The organism is Allobosea lathyri, from assembly GCF_900108245.1.
Lineage (GTDB): Bacteria > Pseudomonadota > Alphaproteobacteria > Rhizobiales > Beijerinckiaceae > Allobosea > Allobosea lathyri.
This window is the reverse complement of sequence record NZ_FNUY01000022.1, coordinates 1-19,612: the sequence shown is the minus strand read 5'-3', so window position 1 is coordinate 19,612 and position 19,612 is coordinate 1. Positions and strand designations below refer to the sequence as shown.

The window sequence follows — 19,612 nt, the reverse complement described above, 5'->3', positions numbered from 1 at the left end:
ATTTTGCTCAAGCCTTGTTGTCGTCGACGAGTTGATCGATCGCCGCCCAGGGATCGTCCTTCATGCCGGTCGACGTGAAGATTTCGAGGTCGATCGATCCATCTTCCAGGACATCGATCTCCCAGTATTCCCCGGGCGCATGCACGAAGAAGGAGAAGGCGTCATCCCGGTAGGACGAGGTTTCATAAGACAGGTTGGCGTCGTCGAGACGTGCCTTGACCTGCTTGAACACGTCGAACATGCCGACGCGCATTTCGGTTGGCTTGGTCACTTCTTCTTGCCTCCGAATGGGTTGGATCCCCCCAACCCCGGCAATCCCCTGCCCGGAAGACCGCTGCCGAGTCCCGGCAGCTTCGGCATCATGCCGGCAGGCGGCGTCACGCCCTTGGGCAGGCCCGGAAAACCTCCGGGCGGCAGGCCCGGCATGCCACCGCCGGCCCCCATCTGCTTCTGCAGTTCGGCAAGCTGCGCCGGGTCCATCTTCGAGGGGTCGAGCCCGCCGGGCAAACCACCCATACCGCCACCCATGCCGAACATCTGGCCGAGCTTGCCGAGCATGCCGCCCTTCTGCTTGCTCATCGCCTTCATCGCATCGGCCATGCCGCGATGCATCTTCAGCATCTTGTTGATGGATTCGGCCGTGGTGCCGGAGCCGGCCGCGATGCGCTTCTTGCGGCTGTTCTTGAGCAGATCGGGGTTCTTGCGCTCGGCAGGCGTCATCGAGTCGATCGCGGCGATCATGCGCTTGAACATCTTGTCGCCTACGCCGGAGCTGGCGAGCTGGCTTTGCGCCTGCTTCATGCCGGGCAGCATGCCCATCACGCCGCCGATGCCGCCCATCTTCTCCATCTGCTGCAATTGCATGCGCATGTCCGAGAGATCGAAATTGCCCTTGGCCATGCGCTGCGCAGCGGCCTGCGCCTGCGCGGCATCGATCGTTTCGACCGCGCGCTCGACGAGGCCGACGATGTCGCCCATGCCGAGAATGCGGTTGGCGACGCGCGAGGGATGGAAATCCTCCAGCGCATCGGTCTTTTCGCCGGTGCCGACGAGCTTGATCGGCTTGCCGGTGACCGCGCGCATCGAAAGCGCCGCGCCACCGCGCCCATCGCCGTCCATGCGGGTCAGCACGATGCCGGTCAGCCCGACGCGGGCATCGAAGGCGCGTGCGGTGTTGACCGCGTCCTGGCCGGTCAGCGCATCGGCGACCAGCAGCACCTCATGGGGATTTGTCGCCGCCTTGACCTCGGCGACCTCGGCCATCAGCGTGTCGTCGAGCGTGACGCGGCCGGCGGTGTCGAGGATGACGACATCGTAGCCGCCGAGCTTGCCGGCCTCGATGGCACGACGCGCGATCTGCACGGCCGACTGGCCGGCCACGATCGGCAGAGTGTCGACGCCGACCTGCTTGCCGAGGATGGCGAGCTGCTCCATCGCGGCCGGACGGCGCGTATCGAGCGAGGCCATCAGGACGCGCTTCTTGTTGCGGTCGGTCAGGCGCTTGGCGATCTTCGCCGTGGAGGTGGTTTTACCGGAGCCCTGGAGACCCACCATCAGGATCGGCACGGGCGGCACGGCGTCGAGCGTGATGCCCTCGCCCTCGCCGCCGAGCATGTCGATCAGCGCGTCATTGACGATCTTGATGACCTGCTGGCCGGGCGTGACCGACTTCAGGACTTCGGCGCCGACGGCCCGCTCGCGCACCTTGTCGGTGAAGCTGCGGACGACCTCGAGGGCGACGTCGGCCTCGAGCAGCGCCTTGCGCACCTCGCGAAGCGCGGCGTTGACGTCCTCTTCCGTCAGCGAGCCCCTGCGGGTGAGACCCGAGAGGATGCCGGATAGCCTGTCGCTCAGCGTGCCGAACATGAAGACCTCAAAATGCCTTGCCGAAGAGCCCTATCGCCAAACGGTTTCGCGCCCGAGGGCGCAGACGCGCTGTCGGGCGTTGACCTCCGGGCTCATGATTCTGGCCATGATGTAATCCGAAAACCGCAAAAGCACTTTTCAGCATCATGCCGGAAGCTCTGTGAGCGGCCCGGTCGGCGGATGCGGTCTCGACGATGTCGGCGAAACGAATGCGCGGGTTAAAGCCCAAGAATGTGGCGAAAGTCAAGGTTGGCGCTTCCCGCCCGGCAACGAGTTCGGGTTCTCCGGCCGCGAATGCGCCTATGTCTGCTCCGCAACCTATTTTTGATCAGTCAGCAGGTTGGCATCGCGCGCAAGCCGCCAGCGCCCATCGGGCTCCTTGCGCAGAATCGTCAAGGTGTAGCCGGATCGACGCATGACCTTACCGCCATCGAGCGTCGCACTCATCTCGATATGGTTGCGGAGATAGGCCCAGTCACCGAGAATCTGGATTTCCCGGATGTCGCTTCGTCCGTCGATCCGGGCATTCCTCATCGATTCGGAAGCGGCTGCGAATGCTGCTTTCCCGAACGGCTCCGCGCCGGGCGTCATGAAGATCACGTCTTCGCTCATGAGATCGAGGACGGTCGGCAGATCGCCCGCTTTGGTGGCCGCCATCCAGGTCTCGACCAGTTGGCGGATGGCCAGTTCGTCATCGTTCATGTCAGGCATCTCCCTGTCCTTCACCGGCTGGCAGGCCGGAGCCTTCGTTCCCTGACGATCACAACGCCGCCACCATTGCCGACCAGACAGCTCCCACTTGGCCCGCCAACCAATCTGCCGGAGCAGAAAACCATATGCGATCGATGACAAGAGGCAGTGCTGCCGTGCTCGCAGCAGCGCTGCTCGTAGCCGGCTGCGCCGGCGATCCGCGGCCGACGCGCCCGATCAGCGCCAAGTCGGCCGAGCAGCTGGCGGCCGTTCGCAACGACCCGGCCGCTGCGACCCGGCTCATCAACGCCTATCGCGCCGGCCGCGGTCTTGGGCCTGTGCGGCTCGACCCGATGCTGACCGCGATGGCCCAGCGCCAGGCCGATGCGATGGTCGCGGGCAATGCGCTCTCCCACGATGTCGGCGGCAGCTTTACCGCACGCGTCCATGCTGCCGGTGTCGACAGCGTCCGCGTCGCGGAAAATCTCGGCGGCGGCTCCTATTCGACGCAGGAGGTCTTCGACGGCTGGCAGAAATCGCCCGGCCACAACGCCAATCTGCTGATGCCGGAGGCGACCCGTTTCGGCATCGCGCTGGCCAAGGACCCGAACACGACCTATCGCGCCTATTGGGCCATGGTCATCGCCGCCGAGCCGGAAAGGCGCATAACCTTGGGTGACGATGACAAGCGGTCGCAGCGACGGTAACAGGGACATCCCTTCCCTCTATCCGAGCATGATGATGCCTGTTCGCCTCGCAAGACCCCTCCTGTTCTCCGCCGCCGCCCTGCTTGGCGGCCTGAATTCGGCGCAGGCCCAGCCCTGCCTGTCGAACTTCAGCTCGGCCGGCGTGCCGATGATCTCGCAGATCACCTACAAGACCTGGGATCTGTTCAAGAAGCCGCCCACCGCTGTGCTGCCTGCGATCGCCAGAGCGATCCAGGCCGATGGCGACTTTATCGACATCCGCACCGACAAGGCGAACGGCACGATCTCCGCTATGCAGGAAGTGACAGGCTCCGGCCGGCCGCAGATCCTGAAAGTGACCGCGCGCAAGCAGCCTACCGGCACGCGCGTCGACATTGCCTTCACGGTGCAGCCCGGCCAGATGTCGCCGGAAGGAGCTGTCCGGACGGCCCTCTGCGATTTCCTCGCCAGCGCACGCTGAGGCGGCGCGAACGCTACACACGAGCGCCGTCGCGAAACACGAGCTCCGTAGATCGAGCCGGTCCCCGCCACCGATCTGCGGCCCGGCTCTTTACAAGGCGCCGCATCTGGGGCTGGCTCCGCTCGCTTGGAGCATCGGCCCGAAAAGTGGAACGCGGTTTTCGGAAAAAGCCGATGCAAAAACAAAGAGCTAGATTATCGGGACGGATACGATCCGGTCCGATGGTCTAGTGGGAGCCAGCAGTCATGACATTCGAAGCCTGGGCGACATTCGCCGCCGCCACCGCCGTCCTCCTCGTGATCCCCGGTCCCACCATCCTGCTGGTGATTTCCTATGCGCTCGGCCAGGGCTGGCGCACCGCCTTTCCGATGGCTGTCGGCGTCGCGCTCGGCGATTTCACCGCGATGACGCTCTCGATGCTCGGCGTCGGCGCGTTGCTGGCGACCTCGGCCACCATCTTCACGGCGCTGAAATGGCTCGGCGCGGCCTATCTGGTCTGGCTCGGCATCAAGCTCTTCCGCGCCGGCGGTACCTTGGACGCAAAACCGCGCAAGGACGCCGTCTCGCCCTGGAAGATGCTGGCGCATGCCTGGCTGGTGACGGCGCTGAACCCCAAGAGCATCACCTTCTTCGTTGCCTTCCTGCCGCAGTTCCTCGACCCCAAGGCCGATTTCTGGATGCAGATGCTGATCTTCGAGGCGACTTTCATCACGTTGGCCTTCGCCAATGCCATGGGCTACGCGCTGATCGCCTCGCGGGCCGGGGCGATGGTGAGCAACCCGCGCGCGATCGGACTGTTCAACAAGGCCGGCGGCACGCTGCTGGTCGGGGCCGGCATCGCCACCGTCGCTATGCGCTCGGGCAGCAACTGAAAGCCCGACCGGGCTTGATCCGGCGCCCTTGCGCCCCACCTCTCTCGTCATGAATCGTCGAAAACTCCTCTCCGTCCTCGGCATCACGGCGTTGGTCGGCCTTCCCAGCATGGCCTGGGCAGCCCTCAGTCGCTCGCGCAATCCCTATTATCGGGGGCCTGTCAGCGCCCATTTCGACGGGGTGAGCTTCAGCGACGGCAGGCCCGTCACCAAGGGGCTCGCCGATGTCTGGAAATGGCAGACCTCTAAGCGCCAGCGCGAGGCCTTCCCGCCGCATTATCCGGCTCCGCCGCAGGACAAGCCGCCCGCGCGCGTCGAGGGCGCGCGCATCGTCCATCTCGGCCATGCCTCCTTCCTGTATCAGGTCGCGGGGCTGAACCTGCTGGTCGACCCCGTCTATGCGCAGCGCGCGAGCCCGTTTTCCTTCATTGGGCCCAAGCGGGTGAACGAGCCCGGAATAGCCTTCGCCGATCTGCCGCCGATCGACGTCGTGCTGATCACCCATAACCATTACGACCATCTCGACATCGAGACGCTGGCGCGCATCCATCAGCGCGACCGGCCGCGCATGATCATGCCCCTGGGCAACGACACCATCGTCAAGGCGCGCATTCCCGATGCCCGCACCGAGGCCCATGACTGGAAGGCGCGCGTGGCGCTGTCGGACGCTGTCGCGGTGACGCTGGTGCCGACCTATCACTGGTCGGCGCGCGGCGCTTTCGACCGGCGCATGGCGCTATGGTGCTCCTACGTCATTGAAACCCGGGAGACGAAGATCTTCCATGTCGGCGACACCGGCTATCATGACGGCTCGCTCTATGAGGTTCTCGGCGCCGAATACGGCCCCTTCCGCCTCGCCGTGCTGCCGATCGGCGCCTATGAGCCGCGCTGGTTCATGTCCGACAACCACATGAACCCGGAGGAGGCCGTGAAGGTGATGCTGGCGCTGAAGGCGGAGCAGGCGCTGGGCCACCACTGGGGCACCTTCCAGCTGACCGACGAAGGCATCGAACGCCCGCCCGAGGCGCTGAAACAGGCGCTGGATCAGGCCGGGCTGCCGCAGGAGCGCTTCACGCCGCTGCGGCCGGGGCTGAGCTGGACGGCTTGAGTTTTTATCCGCTGGGTCATCCCGGGCGCAGCGCAGCGAAGACCCGGGATGACATCCAGTATGGCTCCTGAGCCTGATGATTTGATCTGGAAACGCGTCGTCATCCTGGACAAGCGGCGAAGCCGCGCAGCTCCGGGATCCATCGTAGGGAACAGAACTCTACGATGGATCCCGGGCCGACCTGCGGTCGCCCAGGATGACGGCGTGTTTCCACGCAAAAACACCAAACTCAGACGCTCATTTCGGCTGGACGTAGACGTTGATCTCGAGATTGGGATCGGCGGGATCGTTGAGATCGCTGACATATTCCTCGAGGAATGCGTCCTTCACCACGATGCTCTTCGCTTCGAGATAGGCGGTGATCGTCTCATAGGTCGAATCGATGTCGTCATAGGGCGCGACATGCAGGAAGCGCAGCGACGGTCCCGCCGGCGAGGCGCCCAGGCGCACGCCATTGCCGAAGGCCGGCGCGGGCCCACCCGCAACCGGCGCCACCGGCAGCATCGCCTCATAGCGGAAGCCATTGTCGTCGGTGGAGACGAACAGCGTCAGCGGCCGCCCCGCAACCGGCAGCCCCGCTCTGGCCGCCTCTTCGCGCAGCATGCGGAAGGTCTGCGACAGGCGCTGGAAGCCATCATCCCAGCTCGACTGTCCGGAGATCATCAGGACAGGCTTGGGTACCAGCAGGACCTCGTCGACATCGCTGGTGTCGCCGCGCTTGCCGGCCATGGTCGCATCGGGATTGGGAATACCGGTCTGCTGCTGGGGCGCGACCGGCGGGGTCTCGCCCGGCTGCGGCAGACGCGGCGGCGGCTGCACCGGCTGGGGCTCGAGGGGAACCTGCGGCATCGGCGGCGGCTGAACCGGGGTCGGCGTGACCGGGCCTTGCGGCGCGGGCGCGGGCTGCACCGGCTGCGGCCCGGCCGGAATCTCGGGCACGGCAGCCGGCGGTGTTTGCGCGGGAACCGGGACCTGCGCCGGAACCGCCACCCCGGGAGGCGGCGCCAGCGGGGTCGATTCGACAGCTGTCGGCGGCGCGACACGCGTCTGCGCCAGTGCGACGGGGGCCGCCCCAGTCATGGCGACGAGCGCCAGAACACCAATCCGGAAATGCCGCATCTTCACGGTCCTGACCAAAGGAAACGATTCGCGCCCTTGCGGCGCAGCATAGAATGTCCACCTTGACGGAGGAATGGATTGGAGAGTGGCTTTTTCACGTCGCCTCCGTCATAGAGCCGCTCTTTGTGGGACGTGTGACCGAATGAACGCTCTGGCGCATCGCCGGTTCCTGAAAATGAACGGACTTGGCAACCAGATCACCGTGCTGGACCTGCGCGGGACGAAGCTGCGCGTCAGCGCCGATGACGCGCGCGCCATCGCAGCCGAGCCGCGCGCGCATTTCGACCAGCTGATGGTGCTGCACGATGCCGTGACGCCCGGCACCGACGCCTTCATCCGAATCTACAACACCGATGGCTCGGAAGCCGGCGCTTGTGGCAACGGCACGCGCTGCGTCGCCTGGGCCATGATTGCCGACCCCCTCATGGGCGATCCCGGCAAGCAGCAATTGACGCTCCAGACCAAGGCCGGCCTGCTGCCCGCCATCCGCAACGAGGAACTGGTCTTCACCGTCGATATGGGCCGGCCAAAGCTGGCCTGGGACGAGATTCCGCTGGCCGATCCCTTTTTCGATACCGCTCATTTCGAGCTCCAGATCGGCCCGATCGACGACCCGATTCTGCACACGCCCTGCGCGGTCAACATGGGCAACCCACATGCGGTGTTCTTCGTCGACGATCCCTATCGCTTCAACCTCGAGCAGATCGGCCCGCTGCTCGAAAACCACCCGATCTTCCCCGACCGCGCCAATATCGAGCTCGCCGCTGTCATGGCGCCGGACCATATCGTGCTCCGCGTCTGGGAGCGGGGCGCCGGCATCACCCAGGCCTGTGGCTCGGGCGCCTGCGCCGCGCTGGTGGCGGCCGTCAGGCGCGAACTTTCCGCACGCAAGGCCGTCGTCAGCCTGCCGGGCGGCGATCTCACCATCGAATGGCGCGAGAGCGACGACCACGTCCTGATGACCGGCCCCGTCGAGTTCGAATGGGAAGGCACGCTTGCGCCTGCCTTGTTCGAGGGAGCCGCCTGATGGCGCTGGAGGTCGTCACCTTCGGCTGCCGTCTCAATATCGTCGAGAGCGAGGCGATCAGGCTGCAGGCGGAGGCCGCCGGCCTGCGCGACATCGCCATCGTCAACAGCTGCGCCGTGACCTCCGAGGCGACGCGTCAGGCAAGGCAGGCGATCCGCCGGCTGAAACGCGAGCAGCCTGACCGGCCGGTCGTGGTCACCGGCTGCGCCGCCCAGATCGAGCCCCAGGCCTTTTCCACCATGCCGGAGACCGCGCGCGTCATCGGCAATGCCGAGAAGATGCAGGCCGGGACCTGGGCTGCGCTTGCCCGCTCGAACAGCCTCAACGCTGCGCCCGGCCTAGCGCCCGAGGACAAGGCCGATGTCGGCGACATCATGGCGCAGGTGACGCTGCATGCGCAGCCGACCGGGCGCTTTGCCGCCCATACGCGCGGCTTCGTTCAGGTCCAGAACGGCTGCGACCATCGCTGCACCTTCTGCGTCATTCCCTTCGGACGCGGCAATTCGCGCTCGCTCGCCTTGGACGAGGTGGTCGCGCAATGCCGCCGCCTGACCGAGGCCGGCGCGCGCGAGATCGTCCTGACCGGCGTCGACCTGACAAGCTATGGCCGCGATCTCCCGGGCGCGCCGAGCCTGGGGCGGCTCGTGCGGTCGATCCTGCGCGAAGTGCCCGAGCTGCCGCGTCTGCGACTGTCCTCCATCGACGCCGTCGAGGTCGACGATATCATGCGCGAGGTCATCGCGACGGAAAGCCGCCTGATGCCGCATCTGCATCTCTCGCTTCAGGCCGGCGACGATCTGATCCTGAAGCGGATGAAGCGCCGGCACAGCCGCGACGACGCGGTCAAGTTCTGCGCGGACATGCGCGTCTTGCGGCCCGACATGGTGTTCGGCGCCGATCTCATCGCAGGCTTCCCGACCGAGGACGAGGCGATGTTCTCCCGCTCGCTCGCCCTGATCGCGGATTGCGGGCTCAGCTACGTCCATGTCTTTCCCTATTCAGCGCGGCCCGGCACGCCAGCCGCACGCATGCCGCAACTCGCCGGCGAGATCGTGAGCGAGCGCGCCAGCCGCCTGCGTGCCGCGGCGGCGAGCGCCCATGCCGGCCATCTTCAATCGCGCCTCGGCCAACCCCTGCGCGTGCTGACGGAGCGCGGCAATACCGGCCGCGCCGAGGATTTCACGCTGGTGCGCTTCGCCCGCGATGTCCCGGCCGGCGAGATCGTCCCGGTAACGGCAGGGGCAGCCGATGCAAGGGCACTGCTGGCCGCCTGACCTGCGCGATCAGATCAGTCGGATCAGGCCAGGATAGGCCGCGAGCGTGCGATCGGCCGTCAACAGGACGGCCTGTTCGGATGTGGCCTGCGCGACCAGAAGTCGATCGAACGGGTCGCCATGCAGCAGCGGCAGGTCTTTGACGGCAGCCGCCGAACGCGACGAGATCGCTAGATCGACGAAGCCGGCAGCGCTCGCTTCAAGAGCGATCTCATCCGGCTCGATCTCGAAATCGGCCCGGCGCAAAGCAGCTTTGATCGCGATTTCCCAGATGCTGGCGGCGCTGAACATAACGACATTCGAGGTGCTCTCGATATCGGACCGCGCCTGAGCACCCAGCCGCTCCGGCGCGGACAGCGCCCAGATCAGCACATGCGTATCGAGCAGGATGCGCATCAACCGCCGAGGAACTCTTTCAGAAGATTGTCGGGCAGCGGCGCGTCGAAATCGTCGGGTATGCGAATTTTGCCCGCCAGGCGCCCCAACACGCGCTTTTTCGCCTCGGTCTCGAACGGCACCAGCCGCGCCATCGGCTTGCCGTTCTTGGCGATGACCACCTCTTCGCCAGCCGCGACATCATCGACAAGGCGGGACAGATGCGTCTTCGCAGCGTGGATATTGACTGTCTTCATGACGCGCCCCGGCTCGAGTGGACTAAGTTAGTCCATCTCACAGAGAGTACAAGCCATCGACCTTGCCTATCGCGCAGCCCCGCTGACGCGCTGCACCTGATTGTTGCAATAACCACGCGGATTCCAGGGCGCCGCATCGAGCGGCTGGACATTGCCGTCGCGATCGCGGGCCTGCGCAAGAACCATCAGCGGCCCTGCCTTCTCGATTGCGAAATCCGCCGTGAAGCGGCGCCATGCGAACGGGCCTTCGCCCGGCAGCAGCTCCGCCTCGCGCCAGCTTTCGCCGCCATCGCAGGAGACCCGCACGGATTCAACCGGGATCGAGCCGCTCCAGGCGTAGCCCGCGACGGTCAGGGTGGAACCTACGGCCGAGATGAAACCATGCGTCGGATGGCTGATCAGCGATTTCACGGGCATGTCGGTGATCACGGCGAACTGGCTGTCGGCGATCGCCTCACCGGGTCGCACCGGGACGATGGGCAAGCGGTAATTCGTGCCGCACATCTTCTCGCCATCGTGCTCATGCGGCCGCAGGGAGATGCGGTCGAGCCATTTCTGCCAGGCCGACCCCGGAAAACCGGGCGCTACGATGCGCAGCGGGGCACCATGCAGCGGCGCCAGCGGCTCGCCATTCATTCCGAAGGCGATCAGCGTCTCCGGAGCAAGCGCCTTGGCGATCGGCAGGCCACGCGAGAGCGCGGGCTTGGCTGGATCGCTGATCTGCCGGTCGGGCGCATAATGCCCGGTATAGACTGCGCTGGGCTTCACGCCGGAATGCTCCAGCACATCCTTCAGCCGCACGCCCGTCCAGCGGGCGCAGCCGACCGCGCCAAGCCGCCATGGCAGGCCGTCCGTCACCGGCGAGAACTGCGACCGGCCATTGCCGGCGCATTCGATCACCGCCGTCAGCGTCACCGTCTCGAAGGTCGCGCGCAGCTCCGGCAGCGTCCAGACCCTGGGCCGCTCGACTTCGCCGTCGATGGTCAGCGTCCATTCCCGGGCCGGATCGATCTCCGGCAGCGCGCCATTGTTGCGGATGAAGAAGGCATCGATCGGCGTTATCGGCTCGTCGAGCAGTTCCAACCCTGGCTCGGCGTTCAGCGCCTCCTCGTCATGGACGTAGAGTCCAGGCTTGAGACGGCGCAGCAGCGGCAATTCGACAAGGCGACGGGGCAAACAGCGACCTTTTCGGGCTGGCGAAGGGGTTGCGTCGCATGTCGGCGGCGATGGCTTGAGTCGCCGAACGCTAGCCAAGCCGGCCGCTCGCCGCAACCCTGCCCGGAAAGGGCCCTCAGGACGCCTACACCTTCGCGGCGAAGACCTCCTCGCGCAGAGCTCGCCGCAACACCTTGCCGACATTGGTCTTTGGCAGGCTGTCGCGGAAGAATATCTGCTTGGGCACCTTGTAGCCGGTCAGGCTGTCCTTGCAGAAAGCGCGCAGCGCGTCGGCCGTCAGCGTGTCGTCCTTGCGCACCACGAAGGCCGTCACCGCCTCGCCGGAATGCTCGTCCGGCAATCCGATGACAGCGGCTTCCAGCACGCCGGGATGAGAGGCCAGCACCTCCTCCACCTCGTTGGGATAGACGTTGAAGCCGGAGACCAGGACCATGTCCTTCATGCGATCGACGATCTTGAACTGCCCGTCCGGCAGCATCACGCCGATATCGCCGCTGCGGAAGAAGCCGTCCGGCGTCATCACCTTCGCGGTCTCGTCTGGACGCTTCCAGTAGCCGACCATCACCTGCGGCCCGCGAATGCAGATCTCGCCGGGTTCGCCGGGAGGCACATCATGGCCCTCCGCATCGCGGATTGCGAAATCGGTCGAGGGCACCGGAAAGCCGATCGTGCCGGTGAATTCGGAGATATCGGGCCGGTTGATCGAGGCCACCGGCGAGGTCTCCGACAGGCCGTAGCCTTCGACGATCGGCCGGCCCGTGACCTCCTTCCAGTGCCTGGCGACCGGCGCCTGCGTCGCCATGCCCCCGGCGACCGCGAAACGCAGTTCGTCGAAATTCACCTGGCCGATCTCGGGATGATTGGCGAGCGCGTTGTAGAGCGTGTTGACGCCGGAGATCAGCGTGAAGCGGCTCGACTTCAGCGTCTTGACGAAGCCGGCGATGTCGCGGGGATTGGCGATCAACAGCCCCTTGGCGCCGATGCGCAGCATGAACAGGCAGCAGCAGGTCAGCGCGAAGATGTGGTAGAGCGGCAGCGCCGTGACCATGACATGCTGATAGTCGCTGCGGCCCAGCGGCGGCTCCAGCGCCCAGCCGAGCCAGAGCGCGGATTGCTCGACATTGGCCGCGACATTGCGGTGCGTCAGCGTCGCACCCTTGGCGACGCCGGTCGTCCCGCCGGTATATTGCAGGAAGGCGACATCGCCGGGCATCACGCTGACCGGGGACATCGTCGCAGGCCCCGCCAGAATGTCCTTCAGCGCGACCGATCCCGGCAGGTGGAAGGGCCTGACCACCTTCTTGATTTTGCGCGCCACGAAATTGACGATCGCGCCCTTGAAGCCCATCAGGTCGCCGGCGGTGGCGATGATGATGGTCTCGAGCTTCAGGTTCGGCTTCGCCTCCTCGACGACATGCGCGAAATTCTCGATCACCACGAGCCCGCGTGCGCCGGCATCGTTGAGCTGGTGGGTCAGTTCGCGCGCCGTGTAGAGCGGATTGACGTTGACCACCGTGAACCCGCCGAGCAGCGCGCCGAAGATCGTCGCCGGATAGGCCAGGATGTTGGGCATCATCAGCGCGATACGATCGCCCTTCTGGAAGCCCTGCGCCTGCAGCCAGGCCGCAAAGGCCTGCGCCGCGCGCCCGGTCTCGGCGAAGCTGATCGATTTGCCGAAGCTCTCGAAGGCCGGACGCTCGGCATAGGTCGCGCAGGCCGCCCGGATCAGGTCCGCCAGCGTGCCGAACTGCGTCTCGTCCAGCACGGGCGGCACCGCCGGCGGGTAATGGGCCAGCCAAGGGCGCAGGCCGGCCTTGTCATGGCCAGCGCTGCCTTGCCCAACGCTGCCCACGGAGCCGATCGCATTCATGGTCATCCTCCCCCGCTCGTCCGGCTGCCCTCGTCATGACGAGGGTTCCGGCGCATTTTCATGACCATACACTGCGAAACCGCAGCGGCGCGCGCAAGCGCCGATCGGCCGACCATCCATCAAAGGTTTAGATATGAACCTTTCTCGTCACACCTCCCTCACCTGGCCCGCACTTATCTGGCCCGCCCTTATCTGGCCCGCCCTTATCTGGCCCGCCCTTATCTGGCCCGCCCTTATCTGGCCCGCCCTTATCTGGCCCGCCCTTATCTGGCCCGCCCTTATCTGGCCCGCCCTTATCTGGCCTGTGCCAGCGCATGCGCCGAAACGACCGCGTCGGCCGATTTGCCGGCAAGTTCGGAGAGATGGTCGAAGCGCGCGCTGAACGAGCCGACACCTGATGTCGCCGAGCGCAGCTCGACGATCAGCCCCGCCATCTCCGCCTCGGGAAGGAGCGCGTTGATCTGGTCCCAGCCGCGCCAGCCCGCCCGTCCGTCATAGCCCAGGATCTGCCCGCGCCGGCTGGAGACGATGGCCGAGGCCCGCGACATCGCATCCGACGGGATCACCACCTCCGCCGTGAGGATCGGCTCCAGCAGGACCGGCTTGGCCTGCGGCAACGCCTCGCTCATCGCGAGCCTCGCCGCCTGCTTGAACGCCATGTCCGAGGAATCGACCGTGTGGTACGAGCCGTCCGTCAGCGTCACCTCGATATCGACGATCGGAAAGCCGAGCGGTCCGCGCTGGCAGAAATCGCGCACGCCTGCCTCGACCGAGGAGATGTATTGCCGGGGCACGACGCCCCCGGTGATGCGGTCGACGAAGCGGATTCCCTCGCCCCGCGCCAGCGGCGCCACCTCCAGCACGACATCGCCATACTGGCCATGGCCACCGCTCTGCTTGCGATGCCGCCCGCGCGCATTCGCATGGCCGCGGATCGTCTCGCGATAGCCGATCTGCGGCGGCCGGCTGTCGACCGCGACACCATAGCGGCCCGAGAGCTTCTCCAGCGTGACGCGCAGATGCATTTCGCCCTGGCCTGACAGGCGCATCTCGCCGAGTTCGGCCAGATGCGCCATCGACAACGCGGTATCCTCCTCGACCAGCCGCGCCAGCGCAGCGTTCAGCCTGACATCGTCCTTGCGGTCCTTCACCGCGACGCCGAGCGCATGCACCGGCTCGGGCGGCGCGATCGCAATGATGACGTCGGCGCGGTTCTTGCCGAGCATGAAGGCCTCGCCGGTCGCGATACCGTCGAGCCGCGCGAAGGCCACGACCTCGCCCTCCTCCACCGCCGGACGGCGGGTCTGCTCGGCGCCCTTGAGATCGAGCAGCCCGGCGATGCGGGCCTCCGTGCCGCCCGAGGACGTCACGACATCGCCCTCCGCCAGCCGGCCGCGCAGTACACGCGCAAGCGAGAGCTTGCCGCCATGGCTGGAATGCCAGGTCTTCATCACCTGGGCGAGCGGCAGGCCGTCGGCGACGACGCCGATGCGGCCGCGGGTCTCGTCGAGGCCGGGCGCCTCATGCCTGAGCGCCTTGAGCAGGCGGGTCACGCCATTGCCGCGTTCGGCCGAGCCGATCAGGACCGGCACGACATGGCGATCCTGCAATTCGCGGGCGAGATCGTCGAAGATGCGGTCGCGCGGCGGCTCCATATCACCAAGCAGATCCTCCATCAGCGCATCGTCGTAATCGGCGAGCTTCTCCAGCATCGAGAAGCGCGCCTCCTTCTCGCGGACGGATTCATCGACGGCAAGCGGCACGATCTCGCTGGGCGCATGCTCGCGGTAGATGAAGGCGCGCTCCAGCGCGAGGTCGATGAAGCCGATCGCGATGCCGTTCTTCCAGATCGGGATCTGGCGCAGCAACAAGGGCGTGCGCGAGGCCCGCTGCAGGATGCCGAGCGTCTCCCGCACGCGGCGCGTCGCCGTGTCGATCTTGTTGAGGAACAGGAAGCGCGGAATATCGGCCTCCTCCAGCTCGCGCAGCACGAGTTCGAGCGCGGGCGCCTTGCGGTCATCGGCCTCGCAGACCACCACCGCGGCGTCGACCACCGGCAGGACATGGCGCATCTCGTGCATGAATTCGACCGAACCGGGGCAGTCGATGAAATGGAAGCGCTGGCCGAGGAACTCGACTCCGGCGACATTGAGCTCGGTGCTCATCTGATGGGCGCGGGCCTCAGCGGCGGCATCGCCGACGCTGTTGCCGGTCTTCACCGAGCCGGCGCGGGAGAGCCCGCCGCAACGCTCGATGATGCTTTCGAGCAGCGTCGTCTTCCCGCTCTGGAAGGGGCCGACGATGGCGATGCACCGTGGCCCCGCGCCTCTGACGCCGTTCGCGGTATCTCCGGTCCGGGGTGACGCAGGCATGATGTCCTCCTTCGGGACTGGCCGCGAAGGGGAAGGCAAAGCCTCAAGGCTTCCCGCGCGGCGTGAAGCCGGCGGGGACGGATGGATGCCCACGCCGGTCGGGCGGCGGTCGCACCGGCCCGACGGAGTCGGGCGGCCGTCGAAGAGGGATCGTCAGGCCATGTTTGCGCCGTCAGGGGGCCTGCGCAAGCGAATTATCTGCTGCGCTGCGGAGCGGGATGCGCGGCGTCGGCTGGGATGGCGGGATGGCGGGATGGCGGGTCTGCCATCGACCGATTGTGTTGAAGAAGTCGGCGCTGGGGTCGGCTGCCGATTGATGCTGAACCGGTCGCTGAGAGGGCGTTCGCCCTCATGCCGCCAGGGGCGCCCGCGAAGCCCCATCATGCGGCGGCTCCATATCGACCGCGAAGACAACCATGCTCCCGGCGCACGACACCTGGCGACCGAGGCGCCTTGTCGTCAGCGAAAGAGGTTCGGGGGCAGCGGCGGCTCCGCATTGAGCAGCGTGATCGTCACCCGTCGGTTCGGCGCGAGGTAGGGATTGTCGGGGAAGACCGGCTCGGCGTCGGCGCGCCCAACCACGGAGAAGAAGTTGTCGCTGGGGAGCCCGGCACCCGACAGGATATCGCGCACGGCGAGCGCGCGCCCGGCGGTGAGGCTCCAGGGTTCGACGCCTCCCACCGAGCCCGGGCGCGCGGCGGCCGTGTGGCCGGTGACACGCAGGCGGTTGGGCAGCCGGCGCAGGGTGGGCGCGATCGCCTCCAGCACGAGACGGGTGCGCTCGTAGGGCTGGACCGAGCCCTCGCGGAACATGGAGCGGCCGTCCTGGTCCACGAGGGACACGTCCACCCCCTCCTTGGTCTGCTCGATCACGATGTTGCGCGACAGCTCGGCGATTTCGGGCATGTTCTGGAGCGCCTGCCGGATGCTGGCTATGGCGCTGTGGTTGGCCTGCACGCTGGCGGCGGGGCGGTTGAGCTCGCGGTCGCGGGCGTTGCCCCACCAAGCCGGGCGCCCGTCGTCCTGCGCGGTGGTGCCCGTCGCCGCGTCGCGAGGCACCGACGACTTGTTGCCCGACTTGTCCAGGGCGCTGCCCATCAGGATGCCGCCTGCACCACTGGTCGTAGGACTCGCAGCCCCCGGCGCGAAGTATTCCGCCAGGCCGATCTTCTGCTCCTGCGTCGTCATGCTGATCAGCCACATCAGCAGAAAGAACGCCATCATGGCGGTCACGAAGTCCGCATAGGCGATCTTCCAGGCCCCGCCATGGTGCGCATGAGCGGCCTTCTTGACCTTTTTGATGATAATCGGCCGGATGGGCTTGTCCATCGAGTTCCTGCTGGAGATCGGGTCAGACGCTGGCGGGCAGAGCGGCGGTTGCCGCTTCCACTTCGCTGAAGGTCGGGCGGACGTCGCTCATCAGAGCCTTGCGGGCAAATTCGACCGCCATCACCGGCGGCTGGCCGCTGATATGGGCGAGGAGGCCCGCCTTGAGTGAAAGGTAGTATTTGGCTTCCGCCTCGAAGGCACTCTTGAGCGAAGCCGCCATGGGCGCGAAGAAGCCGTAGGCGACGAAGACGCCGAAGAAGGTGCCGACGAGCGCGCCGCCGATCAGATGTCCCAGCACCTCCGGGGGCTCTTTGATCGCCCCCATCGTCTTGATCACGCCGAGCACGGCGGCGACGATGCCGAGCGCCGGTGTTCCGTCGGCGAGCGACTGCATGGCCGAAACGAGACGCTCCTGCTCCTGGTGGTGCGTCTCCAGTTCCTCGTCCATGAGGGCGTCGATCTCGTGGACGTTGTTGGCGCCCAGCGTCAACATGCGCATGTAGTCGCAGACGAACTCGACCGCATGATGGTTCGCTGCAAAAGTCGGGAAGGCGTTGAACAGCGTCGACTCGCTCGGATTTTCAATGTGCTGCTCGACCGCGAGCATGCCCTTCTGCTTCACAAGCTTGTATAATGAAAACTGCATTCCCAGCAGTTCGACATAGCATTCCTGCTTGTACTTGGAGCCCTTCAGGATCGTGCCGAGCATGGAGGGCACGGCCTTGAGCACCGGCGGGGGGTTGCCGATGATGAAGGCACCGATCGCTGCACCGAGGATGATGACGAACTCGAACGGCTGCCAAAGGACCTCGAGGTGGCCACCCATAGCCGCGTAGCTGCCGAAGACGCAGACAAAGACGATGATTGCGCCGACGATCAGCCGCATGGTTTGCCACCCTCGCGCCGCAGCAGGTACAGCCCGCGCGAAGCCACTACTGGTCCGAATGACCGATCAAGGTTAACGGTGAGTTAAGAGCCATGGCGCCGCAGGTTTGTAAGCGTCGTCCTACGGCCACGGCTTTGAGGTTTGGGGCGTGCCAGAGTGGGAATTCGGCGTGCAGCTGTTGGCGCGATCCTGATCCGCCGAGCAGCCGCACCGTACTTCGGCTCACCAGCCTTTTGCGGACGTTGCTGGCCAATGACCGCAGAGTAGAGCACGGCCGAAACCCAACCCCGCCCCGTCAAAGATTGCGCCGCGTGCCTCGCAGCGTCGTGAGCCCGATGCCGACTGCGTCGAAGCCGCCATCGACGGCGAGCGTCTGGCCGGTGATGTAGCTCGCCTTGTCGCTGCACAGGAAGAAGATCGCCTCGGCCAGCTCCTCCTCCAGCCCGTAGCGGTTGAGCGGGATCGCGTCGTGATAATCGGCGCGGATTTCGGCGCTGTGTACCTCCTTGGCCATCGCAGTATCGACCGGGCCGGGCGCGACCGCGTTGACCCGGATGCCGAGCGAGGCGAGTTCCGCCGCCTGCTGCTTGGTGAGATGGGCCAGCGCAGCCTTGCTGGTGCCGTAGGCGACACGCAGCGTCGAGGCGCGCAGGCCCGAGATCGAGGTGATGTTGACGATGGCGCCGCCGCCGGTGTCGGCCATCAGCGGCGCGGCGATCTGCGTGGTCAGGAACGGCCCGGTCAGGTTGACCGCCAGCACCCGCTGCCACTCCTCATGCGTCGTTTCCAGCAGGGGCTTGAATACCGCTGTGCCGGCATTGTTGACGAGCGCGTCGAGCCGCCCCAAGCGCTTCATCGCCGTGTCGAAGGCAGCCGCGACCGCGGCGGGATCGGATACGTCGCAGGTCAGCGCCAGCGTCGCGTCGGGCTGCGCCAGCGCGGCCATCGCCGTGTCGAGCGTTGCGGCATCGATATCGAGCAGCGCGACATGCCAGCCCTCGCCGAGAAAACGCCTGGCTGTCGCCAGCCCGATGCCGCGCGCGGCTCCGGTGACGAGGGCGACCTTGCTGGGGTTCTCGGGCATGTTTTTCGATCCGGAATGGTGCTATTGCTGTCGGCCCTAGCCTATGCACGGCCGCGCTTCAGTCGCCAAGCGCAGCTTTGCCGCCGCTATCGCTCGACAAGCGCGCGACTCTGCTGTAAGGCCCGGCACTCAACTGAAAACAGCGCGCCGTAACGCCCGCGTGAACACACGCGACCGCGGCAATGGAGAGACCCATGAACATCATCGAACAGCTCGACAAAGAGCAGATCGCCAAGCTCAGCGAAGGCAAGGAAATCCCGCATTTCCAGCCCGGCGACACCGTGCAGGTCAACGTCAAGGTCAAGGAAGGCGAGCGTAGCCGCGTCCAGGCCTATGAAGGCGTCTGCATCGCGCGCAATGGCGGCGGCCTGAACCAGAGCTTCACCGTTCGCAAGATTTCCTATGGCGAGGGCGTCGAGCGCGTCTTCCCGCTGTTCTCCCCGAACCTCGATTCCATCAAGGTCATCCGCAAGGGCAAGGTGCGTCGCGCCAAGCTGTATTACCTGCGCGATCGTCGCGGCAAGTCGGCCCGTATCGCCGAGCGCGTCGAGCCCCGCGCGCCGAAGGCCACCAAGGCTGCCGGCAAGTAAGCTGCGGGCAAGTAAGATTGCCCGGGCAGGTTCTTCTGCTTGCAAAAGAATTCAAACGCGGTCCTTCGGGGCCGCGTTTTTGTTTGGGCGGCATGTCCGGCGTCGCCTTGCCGGCATTTCCGGTCAGCCTCTCGGAGCCTAGCCGAAAATGATGTCCCAGTTTTCAAGGACTTGAACATCAGCGCAAAACGCTCCGTCATCCCGGGCGACCGTAGGGAAACCCGGGATCCATGCCGGAACGTCACCGAAAAGCGCTCCAGAATGGATCCCTGTGTGTTTGTTTTGTGGGATTATTGAGCGGGCGAGAGACCGTTGGATCCCTGATCCCTTTGGAGATCGCGACCCGGCCCGGTCCTCGCCCGCCTTTGAGACCCAAGCCTGAACAGTTGATCGAGGCCGCTTTGCACCCGGACCTCGCAGTACAGGGATAGGCAGCATGATCATAACCCCTGGCTTTGTCGGAATCGATATCTCGAAAGACCATCTCGATCTGTTCGACGGCAGCGTCGGCCGGCCCGAGCGCATCGCCAACACCCAGGCCGCCATCGAC

20 protein-coding genes are annotated in these 19,612 nt (G+C 65.9%); 7 read left to right on the top strand and 13 right to left on the bottom strand.

The features are described from left to right. Positions 1–7 precede the first annotated feature (7 nt). The 4 genes from C4S73_RS27380 to C4S73_RS27370 form a co-directional block, all read right to left on the bottom strand. A complete protein-coding gene (locus C4S73_RS27380) occupies positions 8–271 on the bottom strand; it encodes a hypothetical protein (protein WP_103875756.1) in 264 nt (87 codons plus the stop codon). Next, positions 268–1,866, bottom strand: a complete 1,599-nt coding sequence (gene ffh / locus C4S73_RS27375; RefSeq protein ID WP_103875755.1) for a signal recognition particle protein — start codon at positions 1,864–1,866, stop codon at positions 268–270. The genes C4S73_RS27380 and ffh overlap by 4 nt, the downstream gene beginning before the upstream one ends. Before the next feature lie 7 nt (positions 1,867–1,873). Continuing rightward, positions 1,874–2,113, bottom strand: a complete 240-nt coding sequence (locus C4S73_RS28090; RefSeq protein WP_146071525.1) for a hypothetical protein — start codon at positions 2,111–2,113, stop codon at positions 1,874–1,876. A gap of 71 nt (positions 2,114–2,184) precedes the next feature. After that, the gene (locus C4S73_RS27370; RefSeq protein ID WP_244595827.1) at positions 2,185–2,718 is read right to left on the bottom strand and encodes a YybH family protein; all 534 of its coding nucleotides are present in this window, start codon (positions 2,716–2,718) and stop codon (positions 2,185–2,187) included. A gap of 14 nt (positions 2,719–2,732) precedes the next feature. On the opposite strand from C4S73_RS27370, the gene C4S73_RS27365 reads away from it, so the two are divergent. The 4 genes from C4S73_RS27365 to C4S73_RS27350 all read left to right on the top strand — a co-directional run bounded on the left by C4S73_RS27365 (position 2,733) and on the right by C4S73_RS27350 (position 5,703). Further along, positions 2,733–3,263, top strand: a complete 531-nt coding sequence (locus C4S73_RS27365) for a CAP domain-containing protein (RefSeq protein WP_160115924.1) — start codon at positions 2,733–2,735, stop codon at positions 3,261–3,263. Between the two features lie 34 nt (positions 3,264–3,297). After that, the gene (locus C4S73_RS27360; protein WP_146071524.1) at positions 3,298–3,723 is read left to right on the top strand and encodes a hypothetical protein; all 426 of its coding nucleotides are present in this window, start codon (positions 3,298–3,300) and stop codon (positions 3,721–3,723) included. 245 nt (positions 3,724–3,968) lie between these two features. Beyond that, a complete protein-coding gene (locus tag C4S73_RS27355; protein WP_103875751.1) occupies positions 3,969–4,595 on the top strand; it encodes a LysE family translocator in 627 nt (208 codons plus the stop codon). A gap of 49 nt (positions 4,596–4,644) precedes the next feature. Further along, positions 4,645–5,703: an MBL fold metallo-hydrolase gene (locus C4S73_RS27350; protein ID WP_103875750.1), complete on the top strand. Its 1,059-nt coding sequence runs from the start codon at positions 4,645–4,647 to the stop codon at positions 5,701–5,703. Positions 5,704–5,940: 237 nt separating this feature from the next. On the opposite strand, the gene C4S73_RS28970 is transcribed toward C4S73_RS27350, so the two are convergent. Next, positions 5,941–6,822, bottom strand: coding sequence for a GyrI-like domain-containing protein (locus C4S73_RS28970; protein ID WP_146071523.1), 882 nt, complete (start codon positions 6,820–6,822; stop codon positions 5,941–5,943). A gap of 142 nt (positions 6,823–6,964) precedes the next feature. Here C4S73_RS28970 and dapF point away from each other — a divergent pair, with 142 nt between their 5' ends. Next, positions 6,965–7,849, top strand: a complete 885-nt coding sequence (dapF, locus tag C4S73_RS27340; RefSeq protein ID WP_103875748.1) for a diaminopimelate epimerase — start codon at positions 6,965–6,967, stop codon at positions 7,847–7,849. Beyond that, complete coding sequence (gene mtaB, locus C4S73_RS27335; RefSeq protein WP_103875747.1) at positions 7,849–9,123, top strand: tRNA (N(6)-L-threonylcarbamoyladenosine(37)-C(2))-methylthiotransferase MtaB; 1,275 nt, start codon at positions 7,849–7,851, stop codon at positions 9,121–9,123. The genes dapF and mtaB overlap by 1 nt, the downstream gene beginning before the upstream one ends. Positions 9,124–9,132: 9 nt before the next feature. On the opposite strand, the gene C4S73_RS27330 is transcribed toward mtaB, so the two are convergent. The 8 genes from C4S73_RS27330 to C4S73_RS27295 all read right to left on the bottom strand — a co-directional run bounded on the left by C4S73_RS27330 (position 9,133) and on the right by C4S73_RS27295 (position 18,472). Then, positions 9,133–9,519 (bottom strand): type II toxin-antitoxin system VapC family toxin, encoded by a 387-nt coding sequence (locus tag C4S73_RS27330; RefSeq protein ID WP_103875746.1) that lies wholly within the window; start codon positions 9,517–9,519, stop codon positions 9,133–9,135. Then, entirely contained in the window at positions 9,519–9,755 is a 237-nt protein-coding gene (locus tag C4S73_RS27325; RefSeq protein ID WP_103875745.1) for a type II toxin-antitoxin system Phd/YefM family antitoxin, read from the bottom strand. The genes C4S73_RS27330 and C4S73_RS27325 overlap by 1 nt, the downstream gene beginning before the upstream one ends. 66 nt (positions 9,756–9,821) lie before the next feature. Beyond that, positions 9,822–10,931: a sulfite oxidase gene (locus C4S73_RS27320; protein WP_160115923.1), complete on the bottom strand. Its 1,110-nt coding sequence runs from the start codon at positions 10,929–10,931 to the stop codon at positions 9,822–9,824. 124 nt (positions 10,932–11,055) lie between these two features. Then, positions 11,056–12,801: an AMP-binding protein gene (locus tag C4S73_RS27315; RefSeq protein ID WP_103875785.1), complete on the bottom strand. Its 1,746-nt coding sequence runs from the start codon at positions 12,799–12,801 to the stop codon at positions 11,056–11,058. Positions 12,802–13,094: 293 nt separating this feature from the next. Continuing rightward, positions 13,095–15,173, bottom strand: coding sequence for an elongation factor G (locus C4S73_RS27310; RefSeq protein ID WP_103875743.1), 2,079 nt, complete (start codon positions 15,171–15,173; stop codon positions 13,095–13,097). 459 nt (positions 15,174–15,632) lie between these two features. Continuing rightward, positions 15,633–16,502, bottom strand: coding sequence for a flagellar motor protein MotB (locus C4S73_RS27305; protein ID WP_200828113.1), 870 nt, complete (start codon positions 16,500–16,502; stop codon positions 15,633–15,635). A gap of 22 nt (positions 16,503–16,524) precedes the next feature. Beyond that, complete coding sequence (motA, locus tag C4S73_RS27300; protein WP_103875742.1) at positions 16,525–17,388, bottom strand: flagellar motor stator protein MotA; 864 nt, start codon at positions 17,386–17,388, stop codon at positions 16,525–16,527. 295 nt (positions 17,389–17,683) lie between these two features. After that, on the bottom strand, positions 17,684–18,472 hold the full coding sequence (locus tag C4S73_RS27295; RefSeq protein WP_103875741.1) for an SDR family NAD(P)-dependent oxidoreductase: 789 nt from the start codon (positions 18,470–18,472) through the stop codon (positions 17,684–17,686). 194 nt (positions 18,473–18,666) lie between these two features. On the opposite strand from C4S73_RS27295, the gene rplS reads away from it, so the two are divergent. Further along, positions 18,667–19,062 carry a 50S ribosomal protein L19 gene (gene rplS / locus C4S73_RS27290; protein WP_103875740.1) on the top strand — a complete coding sequence of 132 codons (396 nt, stop codon included), beginning with the start codon at positions 18,667–18,669 and terminating at the stop codon, positions 19,060–19,062. Positions 19,063–19,612 lie beyond the last annotated feature (550 nt).